The sequence below is a fragment of the Burkholderia guangdongensis genome (assembly GCF_013403875.1).
GTDB lineage: Bacteria > Pseudomonadota > Gammaproteobacteria > Burkholderiales > Burkholderiaceae > Burkholderia > Burkholderia guangdongensis.
The window spans coordinates 36,760-61,495 of sequence record NZ_JACBNX010000005.1; the positions used below are offsets into that span (position 1 = coordinate 36,760).

General features: G+C 65.5%; 17 protein-coding genes. 12 read left to right on the forward strand and 5 right to left on the reverse strand.

Annotated elements, in window-relative coordinates; all coding sequences use genetic code 11:
* Window positions 1-27: 27 nt before the first annotated feature.
* Window positions 28-4,260: a YhdP family phospholipid transporter gene (locus HZI36_RS06830; protein WP_179401878.1), complete on the reverse strand. Its 4,233-nt coding sequence runs from the start codon at window positions 4,258-4,260 to the stop codon at window positions 28-30.
* Between the two features lie 177 nt (window positions 4,261-4,437).
* Here HZI36_RS06830 and glnE point away from each other — a divergent pair, with 177 nt between their 5' ends.
* Window positions 4,438-7,224, forward strand: coding sequence for a bifunctional [glutamate--ammonia ligase]-adenylyl-L-tyrosine phosphorylase/[glutamate--ammonia-ligase] adenylyltransferase (gene glnE / locus HZI36_RS06835; RefSeq protein ID WP_179401879.1), 2,787 nt, complete (start codon window positions 4,438-4,440; stop codon window positions 7,222-7,224).
* Between the two features lie 109 nt (window positions 7,225-7,333).
* Here the strand turns inward: glnE and HZI36_RS06840 are convergent, their stop codons facing one another.
* Window positions 7,334-8,677: an APC family permease gene (locus HZI36_RS06840; RefSeq protein WP_179401880.1), complete on the reverse strand. Its 1,344-nt coding sequence runs from the start codon at window positions 8,675-8,677 to the stop codon at window positions 7,334-7,336.
* Between the two features lie 411 nt (window positions 8,678-9,088).
* On the opposite strand from HZI36_RS06840, the gene HZI36_RS06845 reads away from it, so the two are divergent.
* From HZI36_RS06845 to HZI36_RS06870, 6 genes are all read left to right on the forward strand, one after another.
* Window positions 9,089-11,641 carry a type VI secretion system Vgr family protein gene (locus tag HZI36_RS06845; RefSeq protein ID WP_179401881.1) on the forward strand — a complete coding sequence of 851 codons (2,553 nt, stop codon included), beginning with the start codon at window positions 9,089-9,091 and terminating at the stop codon, window positions 11,639-11,641.
* Window positions 11,642-11,827: 186 nt separating this feature from the next.
* The gene (locus HZI36_RS06850; RefSeq protein WP_179401882.1) at window positions 11,828-12,730 is read left to right on the forward strand and encodes a DUF4123 domain-containing protein; all 903 of its coding nucleotides are present in this window, start codon (window positions 11,828-11,830) and stop codon (window positions 12,728-12,730) included.
* A gap of 81 nt (window positions 12,731-12,811) precedes the next feature.
* Window positions 12,812-13,261 (forward strand): DUF3304 domain-containing protein, encoded by a 450-nt coding sequence (locus HZI36_RS06855; protein ID WP_179401883.1) that lies wholly within the window; start codon window positions 12,812-12,814, stop codon window positions 13,259-13,261.
* Complete coding sequence (locus HZI36_RS06860) at window positions 13,261-14,757, forward strand: T6SS phospholipase effector Tle1-like catalytic domain-containing protein (protein ID WP_179401884.1); 1,497 nt, start codon at window positions 13,261-13,263, stop codon at window positions 14,755-14,757. Before HZI36_RS06855 ends, HZI36_RS06860 begins: the two co-directional genes overlap by 1 nt.
* Before the next feature lie 28 nt (window positions 14,758-14,785).
* Window positions 14,786-15,073, forward strand: a complete 288-nt coding sequence (locus HZI36_RS06865; protein WP_179401885.1) for a PAAR domain-containing protein — start codon at window positions 14,786-14,788, stop codon at window positions 15,071-15,073.
* Between the two features lie 636 nt (window positions 15,074-15,709).
* On the forward strand, window positions 15,710-15,973 hold the full coding sequence (locus HZI36_RS06870; RefSeq protein ID WP_179401886.1) for a hypothetical protein: 264 nt from the start codon (window positions 15,710-15,712) through the stop codon (window positions 15,971-15,973).
* A 44-nt stretch (window positions 15,974-16,017) separates the two neighbouring features.
* Here the strand turns inward: HZI36_RS06870 and recN are convergent, their stop codons facing one another.
* Window positions 16,018-17,667 carry a DNA repair protein RecN gene (recN, locus tag HZI36_RS06875; RefSeq protein WP_179401887.1) on the reverse strand — a complete coding sequence of 550 codons (1,650 nt, stop codon included), beginning with the start codon at window positions 17,665-17,667 and terminating at the stop codon, window positions 16,018-16,020.
* A 19-nt stretch (window positions 17,668-17,686) separates the two neighbouring features.
* Complete coding sequence (locus HZI36_RS06880; protein WP_179401888.1) at window positions 17,687-18,589, reverse strand: NAD kinase; 903 nt, start codon at window positions 18,587-18,589, stop codon at window positions 17,687-17,689.
* 141 nt (window positions 18,590-18,730) lie between these two features.
* On the opposite strand from HZI36_RS06880, the gene hrcA reads away from it, so the two are divergent.
* From hrcA to HZI36_RS06895, 3 genes are all read left to right on the forward strand, one after another.
* Window positions 18,731-19,753, forward strand: a complete 1,023-nt coding sequence (gene hrcA / locus HZI36_RS06885; RefSeq protein WP_179401889.1) for a heat-inducible transcriptional repressor HrcA — start codon at window positions 18,731-18,733, stop codon at window positions 19,751-19,753.
* A gap of 159 nt (window positions 19,754-19,912) precedes the next feature.
* Window positions 19,913-20,977 (forward strand): ferrochelatase, encoded by a 1,065-nt coding sequence (hemH, locus tag HZI36_RS06890; protein WP_179401890.1) that lies wholly within the window; start codon window positions 19,913-19,915, stop codon window positions 20,975-20,977.
* A gap of 7 nt (window positions 20,978-20,984) precedes the next feature.
* Window positions 20,985-21,395: an RNA-binding S4 domain-containing protein gene (locus HZI36_RS06895; protein ID WP_179401891.1), complete on the forward strand. Its 411-nt coding sequence runs from the start codon at window positions 20,985-20,987 to the stop codon at window positions 21,393-21,395.
* Here HZI36_RS06895 and HZI36_RS06900 read toward each other — a convergent pair.
* Window positions 21,364-21,528, reverse strand: a complete 165-nt coding sequence (locus HZI36_RS06900) for a hypothetical protein (protein ID WP_179401892.1) — start codon at window positions 21,526-21,528, stop codon at window positions 21,364-21,366. The two genes, HZI36_RS06895 and HZI36_RS06900, sit on opposite strands and share 32 nt — an antisense overlap.
* Before the next feature lie 365 nt (window positions 21,529-21,893).
* Between HZI36_RS06900 and grpE the strand changes: the two genes are divergently transcribed.
* Together grpE and dnaK are read left to right on the forward strand one after the other, a co-directional pair.
* Window positions 21,894-22,469, forward strand: a complete 576-nt coding sequence (gene grpE, locus HZI36_RS06905) for a nucleotide exchange factor GrpE (RefSeq protein ID WP_179401893.1) — start codon at window positions 21,894-21,896, stop codon at window positions 22,467-22,469.
* A 189-nt stretch (window positions 22,470-22,658) separates the two neighbouring features.
* Entirely contained in the window at window positions 22,659-24,602 is a 1,944-nt protein-coding gene (dnaK, locus tag HZI36_RS06910; protein WP_179401894.1) for a molecular chaperone DnaK, read from the forward strand.
* Window positions 24,603-24,736: the final 134 nt, after the last annotated feature.

The following is a 24,736-nucleotide window of genomic DNA, read 5'->3' on the forward strand; positions in this document are numbered from 1 at the left end:
GGCCCGCGTAGGGTCGGATCGGTCGGCTCAAGGGCTTGGCTTGCCCGCCGCGCCCGAGCCGCCCGCATCGCGGTTCATCTTACCCTGATCGCCGCGCACCCGCTCGACGTGAGGGTGCGTCCACGAGCCGGTGATCGCGTAGTCGCGCGCGAACGCGTGCTGCAAAGTCTGCGACAGCGCGACGTCGGCGGCCAGCACGCCGAGGCCGAGCACCGGGTTCACGATCGCGGCCGCGATCGCCGCGGTGCCCGCGCCGACCTTCGGCGCGACGTGCGCGTGCAGATCCTGCGTCTTCGCGCGCAGATCGACCATGCCGTTCAGCGTGACCTTCGCGGGCGCGGTCGTCATCTGGAAGTCGTTCGTGCGCGCGACGCCGCTCGCGATCTGGCTCGTGCCGGTGATCTTCTGGAACGGCAGCCCCTTGCCGACGAGGCTGTGGAAGTCGAACGTCAGGAACTGCGCGAGGCTCTGCAGGCTCAGCACGCCGAGCAGCTTCGCCGCGCCGGGGTTGACCTTCAGGATCTTGCCCTGCTCGAGATCGAGCGCGACATGGCCGTCGAGCGACGGATAGTCGGGCTTCGTCGGGCCGCCGCGCCACGCGACGTGGCCGGTCACCGAGCCGTGGCCGTCCTCGACGGTGCGCGGCAGCCCGACGCGGTCGAGCAGGTCGCCCGCATTGCCGATGTCGAGCTTGAAGTCGAACACGGTGCGGCGCGGCGCGCTGGTTTCGTCGGAGCCGTCCGCGAGCGCGCGGCGCGACGCGCGCCAGTTCGCGGTCGCGGTGAGCTTCGCCGCCGGATTCGACAGCTCGAGCTTGTCGAGCTGCCAGACCGGCGCGCCGTTGTCGTCGAAGTTGTGCGCGTCGACCTCGAGCCGGCCGATGTCGTGGCCGCGCGTGACGACCTGGTCGACGACGAGGTCGATCGACGGCATCGGGCGGTCGGGCGGCGTCGACAGATCCACCGCGCGGCCGACCAGATCGTGCTGTGTGCCTTCCGGAATCACGAGCTTCGCGAGCCGCGCGTTGAGCGCGCCCGCGCCGTTGCGGCCGCCCGGCGTCCACGACAGATAGCCGGACACCTGATTCGACGCGATGTTCGCCTGCCACAGATTGTCGACGTGCGACGCGCCGACGATCACGTTCTCCCAGTTGCGCTTGAGCAGCGTCAGCGCGCCGACGTGGAGCGCGAAGCGCTTCGGCACGAAGCTCGCGGCATCGAGCTTCGTCGCGTTCGGCGCGCTCGCCTCGGCCGGGCCCGGCGTGCGCAGCGTGCGCGCGAACGCGAGCCACGCGTCCGCGTCGAGCGCGGCGATGTCGACGGCGCCGCTGACGCCGTCCTGCGGCATGTCCGGCATCCGGTTCACGCCGATCGCGCCGCGCACCGCGCGCAGCGCCGCGCCGCGCGTCGCGTCGAGCACGTAGTTCGCCGTGACCGGCCCGAACTGCAGGTTCGCGTTCTCGAGCCGCTGGCCGGCGCTCGCCTGCGGCGCCGGCTTCAGCGTGAAGCTGAACGGCATCGCCGCGCCGGCCGGCTTCGCGAACGGCGCGGGGAAGTCGAGCGCGACGCCCGTCAGGTCCGAATGCGCGTCGATCTCGGGCAGGCTGCCCTTCGCGCCGCGCACCGTGAGCCGGTACGGCGCGTCGCCGGTCACGCGCTTGAGCAGCGCGGCCGCCGGCCCGCGCAGGCTCAGGCCGCCCAGCGCGGCGCCGCGCGCGGCGTCGAGGCCGATCCGGCCGTCGACGTTGAACGCGTAGCCGCCGTGCGTCTGCGCGCTGCCGCTCGCGCGCACGGGGCCGCCGAGCAGGCGCGCGGTCAGGTTCTGCACCGATCCGCCCGCCTGCGTGAAGCGCACGTCGCCGCGCAGCGCGGATAGCGGCGGCACGCCGTCGGCCGCGAGCGTGTCGCCGTCGAACCCGAGCGTGCCCTCGATGCTCGGGCGCTTGTGCGTGAGGTGCGACGGCAGCGTCAGCTTCAGCGCGAGCGACGCGGGCCCGGTCGCGCGCACCTTCTCGCCGACGTGCCGGCTCAGGTCGCCGAGCGTGCTGTGATCGGCGTAGTCGATCAGGTCGGCGAGCGGGCCGCGCGCATGGCCGTCGATCACGAGCGGCGACACGAGCGGATGGCCGAGATCGGCGACCCGGCCGCTGACCTTCGTCACCGCGACGCCCTTGTAATGTCCGCGGTCGATGTCGAAGCGCAGCTTGTTCTGCGAGATCTCGAACGTGCCGGCGATCCCTTCGAGCGCCGGCCAGTAGTTCGGCGTGCCGTTCGCGAGCGTGCGCGGCGGATACGGCGTCGGCTCGAACTGGCCGCCGGTGAACGGCGCGACGATGTGGAAGATGCCGTCGTCCGGATTGCGCGAGTACGGGAACGTCGCGAGCGGGCCGTGCGCGACGATCGACGCGCCCTTCGTCACCTGGCCGGCCTGCAGCGCGTGGCCGAGATACGCGCGCAGCCGGTCCGACAGGCTCGTCGGCAGATAGCGCGGAATCCGCGCGACCGCCGCGCGCGCGAAGTCCGCGCGCAGGTCGAGCGAGCCGCGGCCATGGCCCGGGTTCGAATAGCTGGCGGACACCGTGACCTCGGCGTCCGGGTTCGCGGCGACGAGCTTCGGCACCTGCACGTCGACGCGCGCGTGCTTGTCGCCCGGCGCGGGCGTGACGACCCAGCTCGTGCTGCCCTGCAGCCGGTCGAACGTGAGGCGCGGCACGTCGAACACGCCCGGCACGGTGACCGCGGCGTTCACGGTGTCGAAACGCGCGGCGCCGCCGGTCTCCTTCGCGTCGACGTGGCCCCACAGGTTCTCGACGCCCGGCACGCCCGCGCGCGGGTGGCCGCGCGGCGACAGCCCGGGCGGCGGCTCCTGCGCCGCGAAGCTGATCCCCTGCAGGTCGGCGAGGAAGCGGTAATGGACGATCGGCGCGATCGGGTGCGGCTGCGCCTCGTTCGCGAGCTCCGCGCGCGCGGGCGTCGCGCGCTCGAGCTCGATTCGATAGTTCGCGACCATCCCGCGCGGATCGATCCGCACGAGCGCGTTGCGCAGCCGCGCGGGCAGCGGCAGCGCGCGCACGAATTCGCCGAGGATGCCGAGATCGACGCGATCGCCGGCCACGCTGAACAGCTGCCCCTGGTCGGCGGCCGGCACGCGGTAGCGCGCGGTCAGCGTCGCGAGCGCGAGCGTGCGCGACAGCGGCGTGCCGTCCGGCAGCGGCGGCTGGCCGAGCTCCGCGTGCAGATGCGACAGATGCAGCGTGTAGTCGCGGCCGGGCTCCATCGTCATGTCCCAGCCGAACCCGGCGACTGGCACGTCGAGGCGCGGCTGCGCGGGCTGTACGCGCAGCGCGACGTCGCTGCCCTGCAGGTTGCCGCCCGCCGAGCGCAGCCGGCCGTCGTGGAACGTCGCCCAGATCGCGTTGTCGATGCGGCCCGCGTGCATCGTCAGCGGCATCGTCACATAGCGCGCGAGCGTCGGCAGGTCGACCGCGCCGGTTGACAGATACGCGTCGCCGGTCCAGTTCGCCGGTTTGCCGATCGGCTCGAGCGCCTTGCTCGTGAAGCGCGCGCGGAAATCGAGCGGGCCGAGCAGCAGCGTGCCGTTCGCGGGCGCCTGCAACGCGAGCTTGTGCACGCGGCCGTCGTTCAGCACCGCGAGCCGGATGCCGGCGAGCGCGAGCTCCGGCGCGTCGTGCTTCGCGTCGCGCCAGCGCAGCGTGCCGCCGCGCAGCACGATCGCTTCCTGCTTCAGCAGCCACGTGCTGAACGCGTCGTTGCCGCCGCGGCGCACCGTCGGCACCGCGACGCCGGCGATGTAGAGCGCGCCGTCCGCGGTGCGCTCGACGAGCAGGTCGGGCTGGTCGACGATCAGGCTCGACAGCGCGGGCGCGAGATGCAGCAGCGAACTCCACGACAGCGCGGCTCGCGCGTGCGGCACCGACAGCGCGAGCTTGCCGTCGTGGCCGCGGATCGTGAGCTGCGTGACCTCGACGCCCGGCTGCAGGCCGGACCAGTAAGGGGAAAGTTTGCCGATCGTCAGCTGCGCGTGAAGTTTCGCGGAGACGGCCTGCTCGATGCGCGGCCGGAATTCGTCGATGCGCGGCAGCAGCACGTAGCGCAGCCCGAGCAGCGTGCCGGCGGAGACGAAATACGCGCCGATCCCAACCGCCAGCGTCACCTTGAACACCCGGCGCAGGACGGGGTGATCGTGCTTGGGAGGTCCCGCTTCGGGTGCTGCGACGGCGGATTCCTGACGGTCGGACATGCGGCGAAAAGACGGCGATATGGTAGTTTTGCGAACTGACGTTGAAATGTATCACACGGGTTCGTGCCGGCGGCCGTTGCGACGGCGTTCGGCACGGGCTTCCCGGCGCGCGGCGCAGGGCGGGCGCGATCGTCGCGCGCTGCCCGCCGCGCAGATCTTTGCAAGGCCCGCCTTCCGATGACCGACGTTTCCGCACTGTCCTGCCCATCCTATTCCCACTACCTCGCGCGCGCGGTCGCCACGCGCGCGGCGCTCGCCGAGCGGATCGCCGCCTGGGCCGCCGCGCCGATCGCGCGCGCGCAGCTCGACGCGCGCCTGACCGAGCTGCTCGCGGGCCCGGCCGGCGCGCCGGCGCCGTCCGAGGACGTGCTCAAGCGCGCGCTGCGGCAACTGCGGATCGAGGCGTTCGGCGCGATCGCGGAGCGCGACCTGCGCGGGCTCGCCGATGTCGCCGAAGTCACCGGCGCGATGACCGATCTCGCCGAGGTGTCGATCCAGCGCTCGCTCGTGCTGCTGTCGGCCGAGCTCGAGGCGCTGTACGGCGAGCCGCGCGGCGCGGACGGCGAACGGCTCGCGCTCGGCGTCATCGGGATGGGCAAGCTCGGCGGGCGCGAGCTGAACGTGTCGTCCGACATCGACCTGATCTTCGTATACGAGGACGACGGCGAAACCGCCGGCGGCGCGCGCGCGGCGCTGTCCACGCAGGAATACTTCACGCGGCTCGGCCGGCGGCTGATCGGCGTGCTGTCCGAGGTGACCGCCGACGGCTACGTGTTCCGCGTCGACATGCGGCTGCGCCCGAACGGCGATTCGGGGCCGCTCGTGTGCAGCCTCGGGATGCTCGAGGAATATTTCTACGTGCAGGGCCGCGAATGGGAGCGCTACGCGTGGATCAAGGGCCGGATCGTGTCCGAGCACGACAGCGTCGCCGCGCGGCGCCTCGCGAAGCAGCTCGACGCGATCGTGAAGCCGTTCGTCTACCGTCGCTATCTCGATTTCGGCGTGATCGGCGCGATTCGCTCGCTGCATCAGCAGATCCGGCAGGAGGCGCAGCGGCGCGCGTCGATGCGGCCCGACAAGGCCGACGACATCAAGCTCGGGCGCGGCGGCATCCGCGAGATCGAGTTCAGCGCGCAGGTGTTCCAGCTGATCCGCGGCGGGCAGGACGCGGGCTTTCGCGTGCGGCCGACGCTCGCGGTGCTGCGCCACGCGCAGGCGCGCGGGCTGATCGCGGCCGACGTGCGCGCGCGCCTCGCGGACGCGTACAACCTGCTGCGCAAGATCGAGCACCGGCTGCAGTACCGCAACGATGCGCAGACGCATGCGATGCCCGTCGAGCCCGACGACCGCGCGGCGCTCGCGGCGTCGCTCGGCTTCGCCGACTATGCGGCGCTGATGGCGACGCTCGACGGCCATCGCGCGTTCGTCGAGGCGCAGTTCGACCAGATCTTCGCGGACAAGGTGAACGGTGGCGGCCCGTGCGGCGCGTCCGAGGACGGCGCGGCCGCGTGGATCTGGAGCGGCGCGCTCGCGGACGACGGCGCCGACGACGTGCTGAACGCGCGCCTCGAGTCGCTCGGCTTCGGCGATCCGGAGGCGGTCGCGACGCGGCTGCGCGGGGTCTGGCGATCGTCGCGCTACACGAACCTGCCGGAGAAGAGCCGCCAGCGCTTCGACACCGTCGCGCAGCGCGCGCTCGAGGCGGCGCCGCGGATCGACGCCGCGCACCGCGACGACACGATCGTGCGCCTCTTCGACCTGCTCGAGACGATCGGCCGGCGCGGCGCGTACCTTGCGCTGCTGACCGAATATCCGGCCGCGCTCGACCGCGTGCTGTCGGTGCTCGGCGCGACGCGCTGGGGCGGCGACTACCTGATCCACCATCCGCAATTGCTCGACGAGCTGCTCGACGACGAGGCGATCGCGAGCCCGTTCGACTGGGCCGCGTTCAAGGACGCGCTGCGCGCGAAGCTCGCGGCGGCCGACGGCCCCGAGCAGCAGCTCGACCTGCTGCGCCACGCGCAGCACGCGGAGGTGTTCCGGATCCTGCTGATCGACCTCGCCGGGCAACTGACGGTCGAGCACGTGAGCGACCGGCTGTCCGAACTCGCGGACGCGGTGCTCGACGTGACGATCGAGATCGTCTGGTCGCAGCTCGCGAAGCGCCACCGCGACGCGCCGCGCTTCGCGGTGATCGCATACGGCAAGCTCGGCGGCAAGGAGCTCGGCTACGCGTCGGATCTCGACCTGATCTTCCTGTACGACGACCCGGACGAGCGCGCGGCGGACGTGTACACGACGTTCACGCGGCGCCTGATCACGTGGCTGACGACCGCGACCGGCGCGGGCACGCTGTTCGACATCGATCTGCGGCTGCGGCCGAACGGCGAGGCGGGGCTGCTCGTCACCGATCTCGACGCGTTCCGCCGCTACCAGCTACGCGAGGGCGACGCGGCGAACACCGCGTGGGTGTGGGAGCACCAGGCGCTGACGCGTGCGCGCTACAGCGCGGGCGACGCAGCGATCGGCGCCGCGTTCGAGGCGATCCGCACGCAGGTGCTGACGATGCCGCGCGAGGCCGACGCGCTCGCGAAGGAGATCGTCGACATGCGCGACAAGGTGTTCGCCGGCCATCCGAACCACGGCGACCTGTTCGACCTGAAGCACGATCGCGGCGGGATGGTCGACATCGAGTTCATCGTCCAGTACTGGGTGCTGCTGCACGCGTCGCACGATCCGGAGCTGATCCGCAACACCGGCAACATCGCGCTGTTGCGCGAGGTCGCGCGCTTCGGGCTGATGAGCGAGGACGAGGCGGAGCGGGTCGGCGCCGCGTACCGGACCTATCGCCGGATGCAGCACAAGCTGCGGCTCGACGGGATGGAGAAGGCGCGCGTCGATCCGGCGGCCGTCGCCGACGAGCGCGCGGTCGTCGGCGCGCTGTGGAAGCGGGTGTTCGGCTGACGCGGCGGCGGGGCGGCGCGCGGCGGTCGACGCGGCAGGATGGTAGAGCGGCGGGGCGGCAGGGCGGCGGGGTGGCCCGGAGGCGCGCGCCCGCCGCGCGGTATCCGCGTTACACCTGAAGCTGCGCGTTGCGGCGCAGCACCTGGGTCAGCACGACGTAATAGACGACGCCGACCGCGAGCCAGATCAGCCCGAGCATCCACGTCGCGCGGCCCATCGAATAGAGCACGTACGCGAGGATCGCGAAGCCGGCGACCGGGAACAGCAGATGCTGCACGTACTGCGTCGACTTCTTGCGGACGATGAAGTGGTTGACGACGGACGCGTGCAGCATCAGGAAGCCGGTCAGCGCGCCGAAATTCACGAATGACGTGATCTGGTCGAGGCGGTCGATGAACACGGTCGACACGACGAGCGACACGACGCCGACCAGCACGATGCTGACGTACGGCACCCGCGACTTGCCGGACACGCGCGCGAGCACCGCCGGCAGCTTGCGGTCGCGCGCCATCGAATAGAGGATCCGCGCGATCGACGCGGTCGACACGAGCGAGTTCGCGATCCCCCATGCGATCGCGGTCGACCACGACGTCAGCAGGTTCAGCCAGTGCCCGCCCGCGCGTTCGGCGGTTTCATAGAACGCGGTGTCGAGCGATGCGAACTTCATCCCGTGCGCGAGATCGGCGGCGATCCACGTCTGCAGGATGAACAGGCCGCCGACGAGCAGCAGCGACACGAGCGTCGCGCGGCCGACGACCTGGCGATCGTCGTCGCTGACTTCCTCGGACATCGTCGAGATCGCGTCGAAGCCGAGGAACGACAGCGCGGCGACCGACACGGCCGAGAAGATCACGCCGACGTTGAACTTCGACGGCTGGAACAGCGGGTCGAGCGTCAGATGCCCGGCGCCGATGCCGCGCACGTACAGCGCGTAGAGGCCGACCGCGCAGAAGATCGCGAGCACGACGAGCTGCGCGTACAGCATCAGCCGGCTGGCTTTCGCGGTGATCTCGACGCCGCACAGATTGACGCCGGCGCCGCACGCGGCGAACCCGACGACCCACAGCCACTTCGGCACGGCCGGGAACAGCGGCGCGAGCGCGGCGGCGCTCGCGATGTACAGCAGCGACGGAATCAGGATGTAGTCGAGCAGGATCAGCCAGCCGGACAGAAACCCGGCCGCCTCGCCGATGCCGCGCTGCGCGTACGTGTAGACGGAGCCCGCGAGCGGGAAGTCGGCCGACATCGCCTTGTAGCTCATCGCGGTGAAGAACATCGCGACGACGCCGATCGCATAGGCCAGCGCGACCATGCCGTTCGCGGCGTCGGACACGTAGCCGTAGATGCCGAACGGCGCGATCGGAATCATCCAGACCAGCCCGTAGACGACCAGATCCTTGAACCGCAGCGCGCGCTTGAGTTCCTGCGTGTAGCCAAACTCCTCGATGGACATTCCGTTTCTCCGGGGGGCGATGTCGCGGAGCATCGTAAGTGAATGGTGTGAAAATTTCAATGATGCGGTTTTTTTTGATAATGAAATGGGATGTTCATTTTGCGGAACGGAGAGGGTGGTCATCACGTCGGGGAGGGGTGTCGACGAGCGCGCGGCTGGTGCAGTGCGGTGGGAGGTAGTGTTGGGTTGGCGGTCTGCCGAGTCAGCAGGATTGGCGTGTTTATGCAATGTGAATCGCGCTTGATATTAGGGATTGTCACTTCGATTGTTAAACCGCGTTTGCAATTCCTGAATGTCGCCCGGTTGACGCTGCATGGTCACAAAAACTAGAATCGGTCGGTTATGCAATGGGGGGCTGAATCCGTTGAGAGTGCGGTGTCGGCCTGCAATGCCCAAGAATATGGAAAACGCATGAACCCGACCGAACTGGCCCGGATGATCCGTGGCGGCCTTATTCAGCAGGACCGCCTAATCAAGACCGATATCCCATTATTACCGGATAATGCGCTCGTGCCGCGTCGAGCGGTAACTTATTCCGAATTGGGCCGTGATTTCAGTGTCATGCTCGATATGGTGTCCACTGAGGGCGACATCGAACTCAAGACGCTGATCGCCCAGCCGATGACGCTGTGGATTCAGCAGGCGGATAAGTCCTACCATCCGGTCAATGGCTATATTCATACCGCTCGCCGGCTCGGTGGGGACGGCAGTTTCAGCAGTTACCAACTGACATTCGCTTCATGGTTGAATTTCCTCAAGTTTCGCAGCGATATGCGGTACTGGCAGGACAAAAGTGTCGACGCGATCATCACGGATGTATTCAACATGCATCCACAGGCCAGAGGCCAGTTCCAATTTGCTTTGCGCAAGCCGCTGCCCCAGCGCTCGTACTGCCGCCAGAGTGAAACCGACTGGAATTTTGTCCATCGGCTGATGGAGGAGGAAGGCCTGTACGGCTTCTGGCGTCAGGGTAAGGACGGCAAGTCGCATACGCTGGTCGTGACCGACGATATCTATGCGCTCGATGAGATGTCGCCCAATCAGGTCATGTTCTACCGGTCCGGCACGGGCAGCGAAACGGATGCATTCACGCAGTGGTCGGGTTCGCGGACCTTGCAAAGCACGTTGCATACGACGCGCACGTTCGACTACAAGGCGCCGGCGTCGGTTTTCAATCCCAAAGGCACATCGCTGCCGACGATGCCCGGCCAGGGGGATTTGCCGGAGCAGACTGAAGTCTACGAATACACCGGTGCCTACACATACCTGGAAACGGATCGCGGCGAGCAGCTTTCGAAGATTCATCTGGAAGAGTGGGAGTCGCGGGCCAAGCGGTTTTTCGCGGCGGGCGGCGTTCGGGGTATCGACGCGGGTCTGCGCTTCGAACTGACCGGTCATCCGGAGCATGATCTCGATCCGGTCGGCCAGCGGGAATTCGCGGCGATCAAGGTGCGGCGGTACATCGAGAACAACCTGCCGCTATCTGACCACGAAGCGAGCTTTCCTCACAGCCTGCAGAACGATTTGGCGCTGGCGAAAGCCGGGCACACGGGTGACGCCGTCATTCATGAGGACGGTTCGGCGGGTTTTTATCTGGTCGAGATCGAGGCGCAGCGGAAGACGGTTCCATACCGTAGTCCGTTCGAGCACAAAAAGCCGGTGATGCACCTGGAGACGGCCATCGTTGTCGGGCCGCAAGGCGAAGAGGTTTATACGGACGAACTGAACCGGGTCAAGGTGATGTTCATCTGGGACCGGCAGAACCCGGGAGATGCGGGCGCGTCGTGCTGGGTGCGAGTCGCGCAGTCGGATACGGGTGGAGGCTACGGGAGCGTTCACGTTCCACGGGTCGGCGAAGAAGTCCTGATCGGTTACGTGGGTGGCGACTGTGACCGGCCCATCGTTCTGCATCGCGTCTACAACGGGGATGTCCAGCCGCAATGGCACAGCAACGGCATCCTGTCGGGGTACCGGTCGAAGGAGTATTCAGGGGCCGGTTATAACGAAATGGTCCTCGACGATGCGACCGCCCAAAATCGCGCCAAATTGTTCAGCAGTACAGGGAACAGTCTGCTTCATCTGGGGTACCTGATCGACCAGAGCGGCAACACACGTGGTGCATATCTTGGCTCAGGATTTGACCTGAAGACGGATTCGTACGGTGCTGTGCGTGCCGCACAGGGACTGTACGTCACGACGCATCCGAAGCAGGCGAGCAGCCAGCAACTCGACGTGCGCGAGGCGCAACAGCAGCTTGTCAATGCTGAGAGCGTGGTTGAGGCGATGTCGCAGGCGAGTCACGCACATCAGGCGGAGAGCCTCGAGGAAGGCCACGATGCGCTGAAAACGTTCACCGATGCGACGCAGCACCGCGTTCAAGGCTCGCAGTCAGGCGGCAGGACGGCGGGAGGTGGCATGGGCAGTGCGAACGCATTTCAGGCGCCGGTTATGTTGCTGGCGAGTCCGTCCGGCGTTGCGCTGTCGACGCAGCAGTCGGTGCATGTGTCGAGCGATCAGCAGACCAATTTCGTCAGCGGGCAGAGCACGCACATCGCGAGCGGCAAGTCGCTCGTTGCCAGCGTGGCGGAGAGGATCAGCCTGTTCGTGCAGAACGCGGGGATGAAACTGTTTGCGGCGAAGGGCAAGGTTGAGATTCAGGCGCACTCGGACAATATCGAGTTGACTGCGCAGAAGACGGTGAAGGTTCTGTCGGCGACAGAGAATATCGAAGCGGTCGCGAAACAGGAAATCTTGCTGACTTCGGGCGGTGCCTATATCCGCATCAAGGATGGCAACATCGAGATTCACGCGCCGGGGAAGATCGACATCAAGGGAGCGCAGCATTCATTCGCTGGCCCGGCAAGCTTGCCTTATCCGTTGCCTGGATTGCCGCAATCCATTTGCGTCGAGTGCCTGTTGAAACGTGCCGCAGCCCGCTCTGCGCTCATCACGAAGGGGGTCTGACGTGCCTTTTGTACCAACGGTCCCCGATGAAGGGTTTGCGTCAAGCGCGTATGTCCACATGGTTGTGAGCCAACTACAGGAGAAGATGCGAGCACAAGAGAAAGCCGCAATCGGCCTGTGCGGAGTGCCTGCGGCAGCGAGCAGCCACGCGGGCGGCTTTCGTGAACAAGAAAGGACCCTGACGAGATGGAAGCCGTAACCGTATTTGAGGCAGCTCGGTCGCGCAGCGCACACGTTTATGTTCTCGCCGATCCGGCTCAAGACAAAACCTTGCCGGCGGCGTTGCTTTTCGACTCAGGAAACGCTGTGTGCCTGCTGGATGGCGGGGCCGATGTAAAAGCAGCCGCGCCGCATCTCATCCCGATCGACGAGACGAATTATCTTCGCGCCGGCGAATGGCTGGATCAACACGCGTCGAATGTGCCGTGTGCGACGCTGCTGATTTCCACGATGCCGCTAGAGGCGCTTGCCGGACATTTGAGCGCGTTCGTCGATGTCGTACTGCCGGATCGGACGGTCATGGCACTCGCGTTCTGGGACCCCAGCATTCTTGCGGTACTAAACGGCGCCAACGGAGATGGCACTCAGCATGTTCGCGGTCCGGTGCTGACGGCCGAACAGAAACAGGCCTTCCTGGCTCCCGTTCTCGAATGGTGGTACTGGGATCGTGCTGGCCGCCTGAAGTCGATTGACTGGGACCGGAGTCCGGTTGCGGATGCCGCGTTGTCAATACAGCCACCACTGCAACTCGACCAGCGTCAGGTTGACGAGCTTGTCGAAGCCAGCGTGCCGGACAACATCCTGTACTACATCCGGCTCAACATGCCCGGCCTGCTGCTCCACGTACCCGAGTCGGCGCAGTACGCATTTGTACGCTCGCAGATTCTGAATGCCCGGCAATATGGGCTGGAAGGCACCGGCGATTTGGTCAATTATTGCTGTATCGCGCTCGCTTATGGAGCGTCGTTCAACACCCTGCCGGAAGTCGCCGTATTGCTCGAACAGGTCAGGACAAAGCTATTGACCTTCGATGATCTGATGAAGAATTTTCCTCGGGAAATTCCGACCGTTGATGCTGTGCATTCGTGATCTGGTCACCTGCCAAGTCAAGCGAATGAGACAGAGTTCTCAAATTGTTGACGAGCGCCCCAAACCCTAGAGACAACAAGAATGAAGTCGAAAGCAGATGCTGCAATGAACACGCTAGCCCGCCGCTTGCTCGTCGGTCTGATTTCAGTGTTGCCGCTCACCGCCTGTTCGGAGAGAGTCATGAATCTCGATGTTGCAATTTACAACTACTGGCCTCGCGCCATTTATGACGTTGCTGTCAACGGGCAATATGCGGGTGGTGCTTATATGGCTTATCACCCAGGTGGCGCAGGTGGTTCAACCGTCTGCTGTGTGAAGGTCAAGCCGGGGACGGTAACGATCGAATATTCGCTCGGAGGATCAGAAGGCGCTCCAAGATTGGGTGAGAGAATTCATGCAACTGCCGTTTTATCTGAATTGCCGGGAGATTCCAAAATTCTTACCGTCCATGTATACCCTGATGAATCGGCCGTTGCTGAAGCATCCAAAGAATATGTCGATGAACGGCCAGAGCCAGAGGGAAAAAAATAATGAGTTCGCTCCCGCAACCTCCTTCGTTGATGCAGATCATCACGGCTGCGACGCGTGACGTGCCGAAAGTTTCGCCCACTGCGAAGCAAGATTGTTCTGATGTAATTCACCTCACGTTCTTCTTTGACGGTACCGGAAATAATCGGGATGCCGATGCCGCAGGACAACGGTGGAGCAACGTCGCGCGATTGTACGATGCAGCAATGGCTGATCCGTCAAAAGGCATTTACCGGTTTTATATCAGTGGTGTTGGCACACCATTCAACGGCGAAGCGTCCTGGGTCGACAAACCTGATGTTTGGCTTGAAGACACGTTATTAGGCGGCGCATTCGGCGCAGGAGGCGATCGTCGACTGATTGATGGCGAAGACCATCTGAATCAGGCACTGCGTCAGGCTCTGGTTAACAACGCCAGGAAGGTGGGGGGAGAGGTCAAACAGTATGTCGAAAAGAACAAAAGTGCAAGTCTAAACGATTTGAACCAGGCGATTGGCGCGCATCGCCTTATCAAGGTCGTCAATATATCGGTGATCGGCTTCTCTCGCGGAGCGGCTCTCTCTCGTGCATTCGTGAACATGCTTGTTGGGCAGTGCAAGAAACAGGGAGTCGGCTCGCTGACATTGAATGGTTTTCCAGTCCGTTTCACGTTCTTGGGTCTATTCGACACTGTTGCTTCGTTTGGCCTGCCCGCACACAACCTTACGCTTCCCCAGGAGCAACGTGACTTACGTATCCCGACCTGTGTCGAGCGATGTGTACATTACGTCGCAGCCAATGAACTCCGCTATTCGTTTCCAGTAGACTTGATCCGTGAAAGCGGGCGCTACCATGCAGGATGGACCGAAAAGGTCTACCCCGGTGTGCATTCCGATATCGGTGGCGGATATGGGCCAAAAGAGCAGAATCTAGATGGAAATTATGCCCGGATTCCTATGGCCGACATGTACCAGGAAGCGCTAAAGGCCGGTGTTCGTTTATTGTCGCAAGCGGAAATCAAGAGCACCCTTGCCCCCATTGCTGACCGCTTTACTGTTAAGCCAGAGACGCAGCAGAGCTATCAAAACTACATGATCGCCGTCCGCCCGCCCGGAACATCTGTTGAGGCCGACATGAAGTGCCACATGAAGGCGTACTACGAAAGCAACGGGACGCTTTCGCGCAGAAAGCAACCACTCGTCGGTCAAGAATCGTTCAATCAGAACTCAGTGAAGCATGCGATGTGGGGAACGATCGACATCGAGGCACCTGCTTATGCCGAGGCATTGAAGACGCATCGCGATGTCGTCGTGACCAATCGCGGAACACGTGAAGAGCGGGTCTTTTTTTATACGTTCAAGCCCGAGCAATGGAGGCTCGATGCCTGGATGACGAATGCGTCTGACAGTATTGTCAATTTTTTTGCGCACTATGTTCATAACTCCAAGGTCGATTTCGTAGCGAACGTTGAACCATTCAGCTATTTCCGGCCGCGTGGAGTCTTCGAACAAAAATCGTAACCTGGCAACTGCCTTGCGAACGCAAACCATGCAACGCTATCTGATCCTCAACGGCGACAAGACCACCGCGAATGGAACGGTAATCGCTATGCCGGCCACGATCCAGTTCGAAGGCCGCGATGTCGCCCACGAGGGCGATGAAGTGCAATGTCCGGCATGCAATACGACCGGCAAAATCCAATGCGACGGTCCGCGTCAGTCGATGACCGCGCCCGACGGCCGGCAAGCGGCATTGAGCGACGATCTCTGCATTTGCAAGTGCGATCCGCCGCCGAAGCTCATCGCTTCGCAGCAGACCATGTCGATCGACGCATGACACTCCATTCCCCATGCAACTGATGAGGGAGGACAGCCCGTGTGACAGCCGGTGACTATCGTATAGCAAGGATGCGCGACCATCTTGCAGTCGAGGGATTCACCCTGCTGTGTCGGGAGTGGTGCGGGGCACGGAGTCAATATCGGTTTCGCTGCGGCAGCCAGTGCCAGCACGCCTCATCCCAAATCGGAGCGAGCCTGAGACGCCGCTTGCGCGGATAGCGCGGTCTGCTGCTGTGCGAGCGATGCCGGACCGGGCAGACGCTGACCCGCGTGCACGATATCGCCCGTGAGGCGCGGTTGCCGGTGCCTGAGCAAGCGATATCGGAGCGGTTTGAAACCGATATTGCTGTATCGAGCTCGCTCACGGTGATTCGTTCAAGTCCCTGTCGGAAGTCGCCGTGTAGCTCGAACAGGTCAGAACAAGGCTACTCGCCTTCGACGATCTCGTGAAGAATTTTCCTCGGGATATTCCGACCGTCGACGCAGTGCATGAATGATCTGCTTACCTGCTTACCTGCTTACCTGCTTACCTGCTTACCTGCTTACCTGCTTACCTGCTTACCTGCTTACCTGCTTACCTGCTTACCTGCTTACCTGCTTACCTGCTTACCTGCTTACCTGCTGAGTTGCGCAAATGAAACCGAAGCATCAAATTGCAATGAATTCGCTAGCTTGCCGCTTGCTCGTCAGTCTGATGTCCGTGATGCCACTTACCGCCTGTTCGGAGAGTAATGCACCTGGAAATGGAACCAAGCTTCAGGCAACGACCGTAATCGACCACATGTCGGGCGACGCAAAGGTGCTGACGGTTCATCTTTATCCCGACAAGACCGTTTTCGCGGAAACATCAGCAGAGTACGTCGATGAGCGTCCCCAGCATCAAACGGATGGGAGATGAGCTCGTCTCCCATTTCGCGCTCAAGGCCGCGCGACGCGCAACCATCACGCCGCGAGCATTTCCTTCGCGTGCTTGCGCGTCGTCGCGGTGATTTCGAGGCCGCCGAGCATCCGCGCGACTTCCTCGACGCGGTTCGCCCGGTCGAGCGGCACGACCGTCGACACGGTGCCGCCGGCGGCGTCGGCGCCCTTCGCGACCTGGAAGTGATGATCGCCGCGCGCGGCGACCTGCGGCAGGTGCGTCACGCACAGCACCTGCCGGTCGCGGCCGAGCTGATGCAGCAGCCGGCCGACGACTTCGGCCACGCCGCCGCCGATCCCGGTGTCGACTTCGTCGAAGATCAGCGTCGGCGTCGGGCTCGCGGCGCTCGCGATCACCGCCAGCGCGAGGCTGATCCGCGCGAGTTCGCCGCCCGACGCGACCTTCGCGAGCGGCCGCAGCGGCACGCCCGGATGCCCGGCGACGCGGAACTCGATCTGCTCGAGCCCGTGCGGGCCGCCGTCGGCGAGCGGCGCGAGCGCGACGTCGAAGCGGCCGCCCGCCATCGACAGCTCCTGCATCCCCGCGGTGACCGCCGCGCCGAGCGCCGTCGCGGCCTTCGCGCGCGCCTTCGACAGCTGCTTCGCGCCGACGAGATACGCGTTCCATGCGTTCGCCTGCGCGGCCTGCAGCGCGCCGAGGTCGGCGGCCGCGTCGAGCGCGGCGAGCTGCGCGCGGCGCGCCGCGTGCTCGTCGTGCAGCGTCTCGGGCCGCAGGCGGAACTTGCGCGCGGTCGAATGCAGCGCGTCGACGCGCTGCTCGACCTGCGCGAGCCGGTCCGGATCGAGGTCGAGCCGCTGCGCGTAGTGCGACAGCGAATAGACCGCTTCCTGCAACTGAATCTCGGCGGGCTCGAGCGATGCGAGCGCGTCGCCGAGCGCCGGATCGTAATCGGCGAGGCCGCGCAGCTTCGACACGATCGCGCCGAGCTGCGCGAGCATCGCGTCATCGGCCTCGGACAGCGCGTTCAGCGCGCCCTGCACGCCGTCGATCAGGTTCGCCGAATGCGACAGCCGCTTGTGCTCGGCGTTGATCTCGTCCCATTCGCCGGGCTGCGGCGCGAGCTTGTCGAGCTCGGCGAGCTGCCATGCGAGCTTCTCGCGCTCGAGCTGCAGTTCGCGCTCGTGCGCCTGCGCGGCTTCGATCGCCTGCGTCGCGTCGCGCCACACGCGCCACGCGCGTGCGACGTTCGCGGCATCGGCGGCGAGGCCCGCGTGCGTGTCGAACAGTTCGCGCTGCGCGTCGGGCCGCATCAACAGCTGATGCGCGTGCTGGCCATGAATGTCGACGAGCATCTCGCCGACCGCGCGCAACTGCGCGAGCGTCGCGCTCGTGCCGTTGATGAACGCGCGCGAGCGGCCGTTCGTGTCGATCACGCGGCGCAGCATCACCGCGTCGTCGGCGTCGAACGCGTGCTCGTCGAGCCAGCGCGCGACACGGTCGTGCGACGAGAATTCGGCGGTGATGTCGGCGCGCGTGCAGCCGGCGCGCACGACGCTCGCATCGGTGCGCTCGCCGAGCGCGAGCGCGAGCGCGTCGATCAGGATCGATTTGCCGGCGCCGGTTTCGCCGGAGAAGACGGTGAAGCCGCGGTCGAATTCGAGATCGAGCGCGGCGACGATGACGAAGTCGCGAATCGAGAGATGGCGGAGCATGGGGTCGGGCGGGAAGGCGTCAGGATTCGGTGTCGTCGCCGTTCGACAGGTGTTCGTTCCAGTGCAGCTTCTTGCGCAGCGTCACGTAATAGCTGTAGCCGACCGGGTGCAGGAACGGCACCGTGTGTTTCGAGCGGCGCACCTCGATCGTGTCGTTGGGTTCGAGCGACGTGAACGACTGCATGTCGAAATTCACGTTGACGTCACGGCCGCCGACGAACTGGATCGCGATCTTCGTGTCGTCGGGCAGCACGATCGGCCGGTTCGACAGCTCGTGCGGCGCGATCGGCACGAGCACGATGCCCTGCAACTGCGGATGCAGGATCGGCCCGGCCGACGACAGCGCGTACGCGGTCGAGCCGGTCGGCGTCGCGACGATCAGGCCGTCGGAGCGCTGGTTGTACATGAACCGGCCGTCGACCGACACGCGCAGCTCGACCATCCCGGAGAAGCCGCTGCGGTTCACGACGACGTCGTTGAACGCGAGCGCGTGGTAGATCGGCTCGCCGTTGCGCATGATCCGGGACTCGAGCAACGTTCGCTCCTCGCGCTCGAACTTGCCGGACAGCATCACCGGGACGACCGCGAGCATGTCGGCCGCCGGAATGTCGGTGATGAAGCCGAGCCGGCCGTGGTTGATCCCGATCAGCGGCGTCTTGTACGGCGCGAGCTGGCGGCCGATGCCCAGCATCGTGCCGTCGCCGCCGAGCACGACCGCGACGTCGGCGCGCGCGCCGATTTCCGCGGGCGTGACGGCCGGGTAGCGGTCGATGTCGATCTCTCGCGCGGTGCCGGCTTCGAAAACCACTTCGAAGCCGGCCTTCGCGAGGCAATCCGCCAATGCGGCGAGCGGCTCGACGATGCCGGGCGTATTGCTGCGGCCGACGATCGCGACGGTTTGGAACTGGTTACCGGTTTTCATGCCGGCATTACACCATAGCTGGATGACGAAAAGAACCAATCGCGGCCGTGGCCGGCTGCGCGGCGCACGCCGGGGGCCCGGCGCGCCCCGGCCGGCCGTATCCCTCGCGGCGAAGGCCCGGTTGAGCTAGAATTTTCTTCCATGCTAGATCCTCGCGCACGAACCCTCCTGAAAACCCTGATCGAACGGTATATCGCCGACGGTCAGCCGGTCGGATCGCGCACGTTGTCCCGATACTCCGGGCTCGAGCTGAGCCCGGCGACGATCCGCAACGTGATGTCCGACCTGGAGGAGCTCGGCCTCGTGTCGAGCCCGCACACGTCGGCCGGCCGCGTGCCGACGCCGCGCGGCTATCGCCTGTTCGTCGACACGATGCTGACCGTCGACGCGCCGATCGACGAGGAAGCCGTCACGCGCACGGTGCAAAACACGCTGCAGGCGGGCGAGCCGCAACAGCGGGTCGTCGCGGCCGCCGCGAGCGTGCTGTCGAACCTGTCGCAGTTCGCGGGCGTCGTGCTCGCGCCGCGCCGCAGCCACGTGTTCAAGCAGATCGAGTTCATGCGCCTGTCCGACAAGCGCATCCTGCTGATCATCGTGACGCCGGAAGGCGACGTGCAGAACCGGATCATGGCGACCCAGCGCGACTATGCACCGTCGCAGCTCACCGAGGCGTCCAATTACATCAACGCGCATTTCGCCGGGCTGTCGTTCGACGAGGTGCGCCGCCGCCTGCGCGACGAGATCGACCAGCTTCGCGGCGACATGACCGCGCTGATGCACGCGGCCGTGACCGCGAGCACCGAGGCCCCTGACAACGAGGATACGGTCCTCATTTCCGGCGAGCGCAACCTGCTCGAAGTCGCGGATCTTTCGTCCGACATGGCGCGGCTGCGCAAGCTGTTCGACGTTTTCGACCAAAAGACGAGCCTCCTGCAATTACTCGACGTGTCGAGCCACGCCGAGGGCGTGCAGATCTTCATCGGCGGCGAATCGACGCTCGTGCCGATCGAGGAAATGAGCGTCGTCACCGCGCCTTACGAGGTGAACGGCCAGATCGTCGGCACGCTCGGCGTGATCGGCCCGACCCGGATGGCGTACAACCGCGTGATCCCGATCGTCGACATCACCGCGCGCCTGCTTTCGCTCACGCTCAGCCAGCAATAAGTCAGCAACAAGCCAGCAGTGAGCCAACAATAAGCCGGCCCCGCCATCGTGCCGCGCCGCCGCGCGGCGCGCAATCGGCCGAACGGCCAGTCCCGGCTCCGAAAGCGGCCCGGTATAATCGAAGGCCGTCACGGTTTCGTGTCCGAACGTCCCCTGCCTATGCGCTTCGATCTTGAGCCGCCTTCGAACGTCGCGGCCGCCCATCGCATCGCGGTGCTGCTCATCAATCTCGGCACGCCCGACGCACCGACGCCGCGCGCGGTCCGGCGCTATCTCGCGGAATTCCTGTCCGACCCCCGCGTCGTGGAGATTCCGCAGGCGATCTGGCAGATCCTGCTGCGCACGCTGATCCTGCCGCTGCGCGGCCGCGCGTCCGCGAAGAAGTACGCAGCCGTCTGGATGCCGGAGGGCTCGCCGCTGCGCGTGCATACCGAGCGCCAGGTCGAGGGTGTGCGCCATCTGTTCGCGTCGAACGGCTATCAGGTGCTCGTCGACTACGCGATGCGCTATGGCGCGCCGGGCATCCCGCAGGTGCTCGCGCAGCTCAAGCGCGCGGGCGTCGAGCGCGTGCTGCTGATGCCGATGTATCCGCAGTATTCGGCGTCGACGACGGCCACCGCGTTCGACGCCGCGTTCGCCGCGCTCGCGCGCGTGCGCAACCAGCCGGAAATCCGCACGGTGCGCCATTACGCGGACCATCCGGCGTACATCCACGCGCTTGCCGAGCAGGTGCGGCAATACTGGGCGGCGCACGGGGCGCCCGATTTCGCGGCGGGCGACAAACTCGTGCTGAGCTTTCACGGCGTGCCGAAGCGCACGCTCGATCTCGGCGATCCTTACCACGACCAGTGCCAGCGGACGGCCGCGCTGCTGATGGCCGCGCTCGGGCTGTCGACGATCGAGTGCCGCGTCACGTTCCAGTCGCGCTTCGGCAAGGCCGAGTGGCTGCAGCCGTACACCGCGCCGACGCTGCGCGAGCTCGGCGCGGCGGGCGTGCAGCGCGCGGACGTGTTTTGTCCCGGATTCACCGCCGATTGCCTCGAAACGATCGAGGAGATCGGGATGGAAGTGCGCGACGAATTTCTCGCGGGCGGTGGCCGGTCGTTCCACCGCATTCCGTGCCTGAATAGCGCGCAGCCGTGGATCGACGCGCTCGGCGAAATCGTCGCGGAGAACTTGCAGGGCTGGCCGGTCAGAGCCGCGCAGCCCGAAACCGTCAATTGAAGATGCAATGAACTACAAGATTTCCACCGAACCCGGCGCGCGGCTGCGGATCGACAAATGGCTCTGGGCCGCCCGCTTCTTCAAGACGCGTTCGCTCGCGGCGGATGCGGTCGAGAAGGGCCGCGTGCGGATCGGCGGCGCGCCGGTGAAGCCGTCGAAGGACGTGCGGGTCGGCGACGAGGTCGAGATTTCGATCGAGGGGGTGGTCTGGCAGATCGCGGTGCTCGGCATCTGCGACGTGCGCGGCCCGGCGAGCGTCGCGCAGACGCTTTACGCGGAATCGGAAGCGGGGCGGGCGAAGCGGCTCGCCGAACAGGACCGGCGGCGGATGTTCCGCGAGCCGGCGGCCGAGTTGCACGGCCGGCCCACGAAGCGCGACCGTCGCATCATCGACAAAGTTTCTGGTGGTGGGGATTGAACATCTGGTCGAACGTCGCCTGCACGCTCCCGTATTCGGTCGTGCGGTCGGTGACCGCCCCTGAAAGGCAGATGGTGGTGGTGCCGGCAATGAGTACCAGCGCGACCACCGATATCGCAAAGGTCAGTTTCACGGTACTCCCCTCTGAAAGACGGGTGATAACGGCGCCGGTGGATGGTCGGGCATTCGTCAGGGCAGGGTAAACATGTCTTGTCCACGCCTTTTCGATGCCTATGTGCAGTGTAGTTCAGCGCCCGGCGGGCGAGCTAGCCCCCGTCTGGTAAGGGTTGTTACAGGCCATTTCGGTGCGGCGGCGAGGGTGCCGGGCCATGCACCGGCAGCTTGCGCGGTTGTTTCGCGGCGCTGACGAATGGGCCGGAAAGACCCTCTTGAAATGGCGGTTTTCACCCTTATCTGCACCAACAATGTGCGGTGCCGGCCGGACGTCGTCCGACGGCTGCCGATTTGGCTTTAACCTCTAAATCGACTTTCAGCGACATGGAAAACACGCAAGAGAATCCGGCTACCCCATCGACCGACGAGACCGGCCAGACCCAGGCGCCGCAGGACGCACAGCAGGCCGCCGCGCCGGCAGCCGCGCAGGCAGCCGATGCCGTGCTCGCCGCCGAAGCCGCGCTCGCCGACGCTCAAGCGAAGATCGTCGAGCTGCAGGAGAGCTTCCTGCGCGCGAAGGCCGAGACCGAGAACGTGCGCCGCCGCGCGCAGGACGACGTCGCGAAGGCGCACAAGTTCGCGATCGAAAGCTTCGCCGAACATCTGCTGCCGGTGCTCGACAGCCTCGAAGCGGCCGTCGGCGACACGTCCGGCGATCTCGCGAAGGTTCGCGAAGGCGTCGAGCTGACGCTGCGCCAGCTGCAGAGCGCGCTCGAGAAAGGCCGCGTGAGCGCGGTGAACCCGGTCGGCGAGAAATTCGATCCGCATCGCCATCAGGCGATTTCGATGGTGCCGGCCGATCAGGAGCCGAACACCGTCGTCACGGTGCTGCAGAAGGGCTACACGATCGCCGACCGCGTGCTGCGCCCGGCGCTCGTCACCGTCGCGCAGCCGAAGTAAGTCCGGCGATGGCGGCTGCCGGGCCCACCGCCGGCGATCGAAAAAATTTAATGCCCTCATAGCGTGTCGGGTCTTGAAAACGGTCCGGCCGGACCTATTTCGAGGGCAGAGTTGAATTCTGGCAGGCCAAACCGGCGAAAAACGCGCGGTTTCGCCCGGCAAACGAAGATTTCTGGAGATTAGGGAAAAATGGGAAAGATTATCGGTATTGACCTCGGCACCACGAACTCGTGCGTCGCCATCATGGAAGGCAATCAGGTCAAGGTCATCGAAAACTCGGAAGGCGCCCGCACCACGCCGTCGATCATCGCGTACATGGACGACAACGAAGTGCTCGTCGGCGCGCCGGCCAAGCGTCAGTCGGTGACGAACCCGAGGAACACGCTGTTCGCGGTCAAGCGCCTGATCGGCCGCCGCTTCGAAGAGAAGGAAGTGCAGAAGGACATCGGCCTGATGCCGTACGCGATCGTCAAGGCCGACAACGGCGACGCGTGGGTCGAGGCGCACGGCGAGAAGCTCGCGCCGCCGCAGGTCTCCGCCGAAGTGCTGCGCAAGATGAAGAAGACGGCCGAGGACTACCTCGGCGAGCCGGTCACGGAAGCCGTGATCACGGTGCCGGCGTACTTCAACGACAGCCAGCGCCAGGCGACGAAGGACGCGGGCCGCATCGCCGGCCTCGAAGTGAAGCGGATCATCAACGAGCCGACGGCCGCCGCGCTCGCGTTCGGCCTCGACAAGGCCGAGAAGGGCGACCGCAAGATCGCCGTCTATGACCTCGGCGGCGGCACGTTCGACGTGTCGATCATCGAGATCGCGGACGTCGACGGCGAGATGCAGTTCGAAGTGCTGTCGACGAACGGCGACACGTTCCTCGGCGGCGAGGACTTCGACCAGCGGATCATCGACTACATCATCGGCGAGTTCAAGAAGGAGCAGGGCGTCGACCTGTCGAAGGACGTGCTCGCGCTGCAGCGCCTGAAGGAAGCCGCCGAAAAGGCGAAGATCGAGCTGTCGTCGAGCCAGCAGACCGAAATCAACCTGCCGTACATCACGGCGGACGCGTCGGGCCCGAAGCACTTGAACCTGAAGATCACGCGCGCGAAGCTCGAGGCGCTGGTCGAGGATCTGGTCGAGCGCACGATCGAGCCGTGCCGCATCGCGATCAAGGACGCGGGCGTCAAGGTGTCGGACATCGACGACGTGATTCTCGTCGGCGGCCAGACCCGCATGCCGAAGGTCATGGAGAAGGTGAAGGAGTTCTTCGGCAAGGATCCGCGCCGTGACGTGAACCCGGATGAAGCGGTGGCCGTCGGCGCCGCGATCCAGGGCCAGGTTCTGTCCGGCGACCGCAAGGACGTGCTGCTGCTCGACGTGACCCCGCTGTCGCTCGGCATCGAGACGCTCGGCGGCGTGATGACGAAGATGATCAACAAGAACACGACGATCCCGACGAAGCACGCGCAGGTGTATTCGACGGCGGACGACAACCAGTCGGCCGTGACGATCAAGGTGTTCCAGGGCGAGCGCGAGATGGCGGCCGGCAACAAGCTGCTCGGCGAGTTCAACCTGGAAGGCATTCCGCCGGCCCCGCGCGGCATGCCGCAGATCGAAGTGACCTTCGACATCGACGCGAACGGCATCCTGCACGTCGGCGCGAAGGACAAGGCGACCGGCAAGGAAAACAAGATCACGATCAAGGCGAACTCGGGCCTGTCCGAAGCCGAGATCGACCAGATGATCAAGGACGCGGAAGCGAACGCGGCGGAAGATCACAAGCTGCGCGAGCTCGCCGATTCGCGCAACCAGGGCGACGCGCTCGTCCACAGCACGAAGAAGGCGGTTGCCGAGTACGGCGACAAGCTGGACGCGGGCGAGAAGGAGAAGATCGAAGCGGCGCTCAAGGACCTCGAGGACGTGCTGAAGAACACGTCCGCGGACAAGGCCACGATCGACGCGAAGGTCGAGGCGCTCGGTACGGCGTCGCAGAAGCTCGGTGAGAAGATGTACGCCGACATGCAGGCGCAGGCCGGTGCCGCCGGCGCGGCGGGTGCAGCCGAAGGTGCGGCGGCGGGCGGCGCGCAGCAGGCCGACGACGTCGTCGATGCCGAGTTCAAGGAAGTGAAGAAGGACTGAGGCCGGGTTGCCGCCGCGCCCGCGCCGCGTGTGATGCGCACGCGCGCGGCGCGGCCGGCAGGGTCCGTCCTTCCTTCCGGACGGCCGGATCATTACCACGCCTGGCGGGCTTCGCGGCCCTCCGGGCACATTTG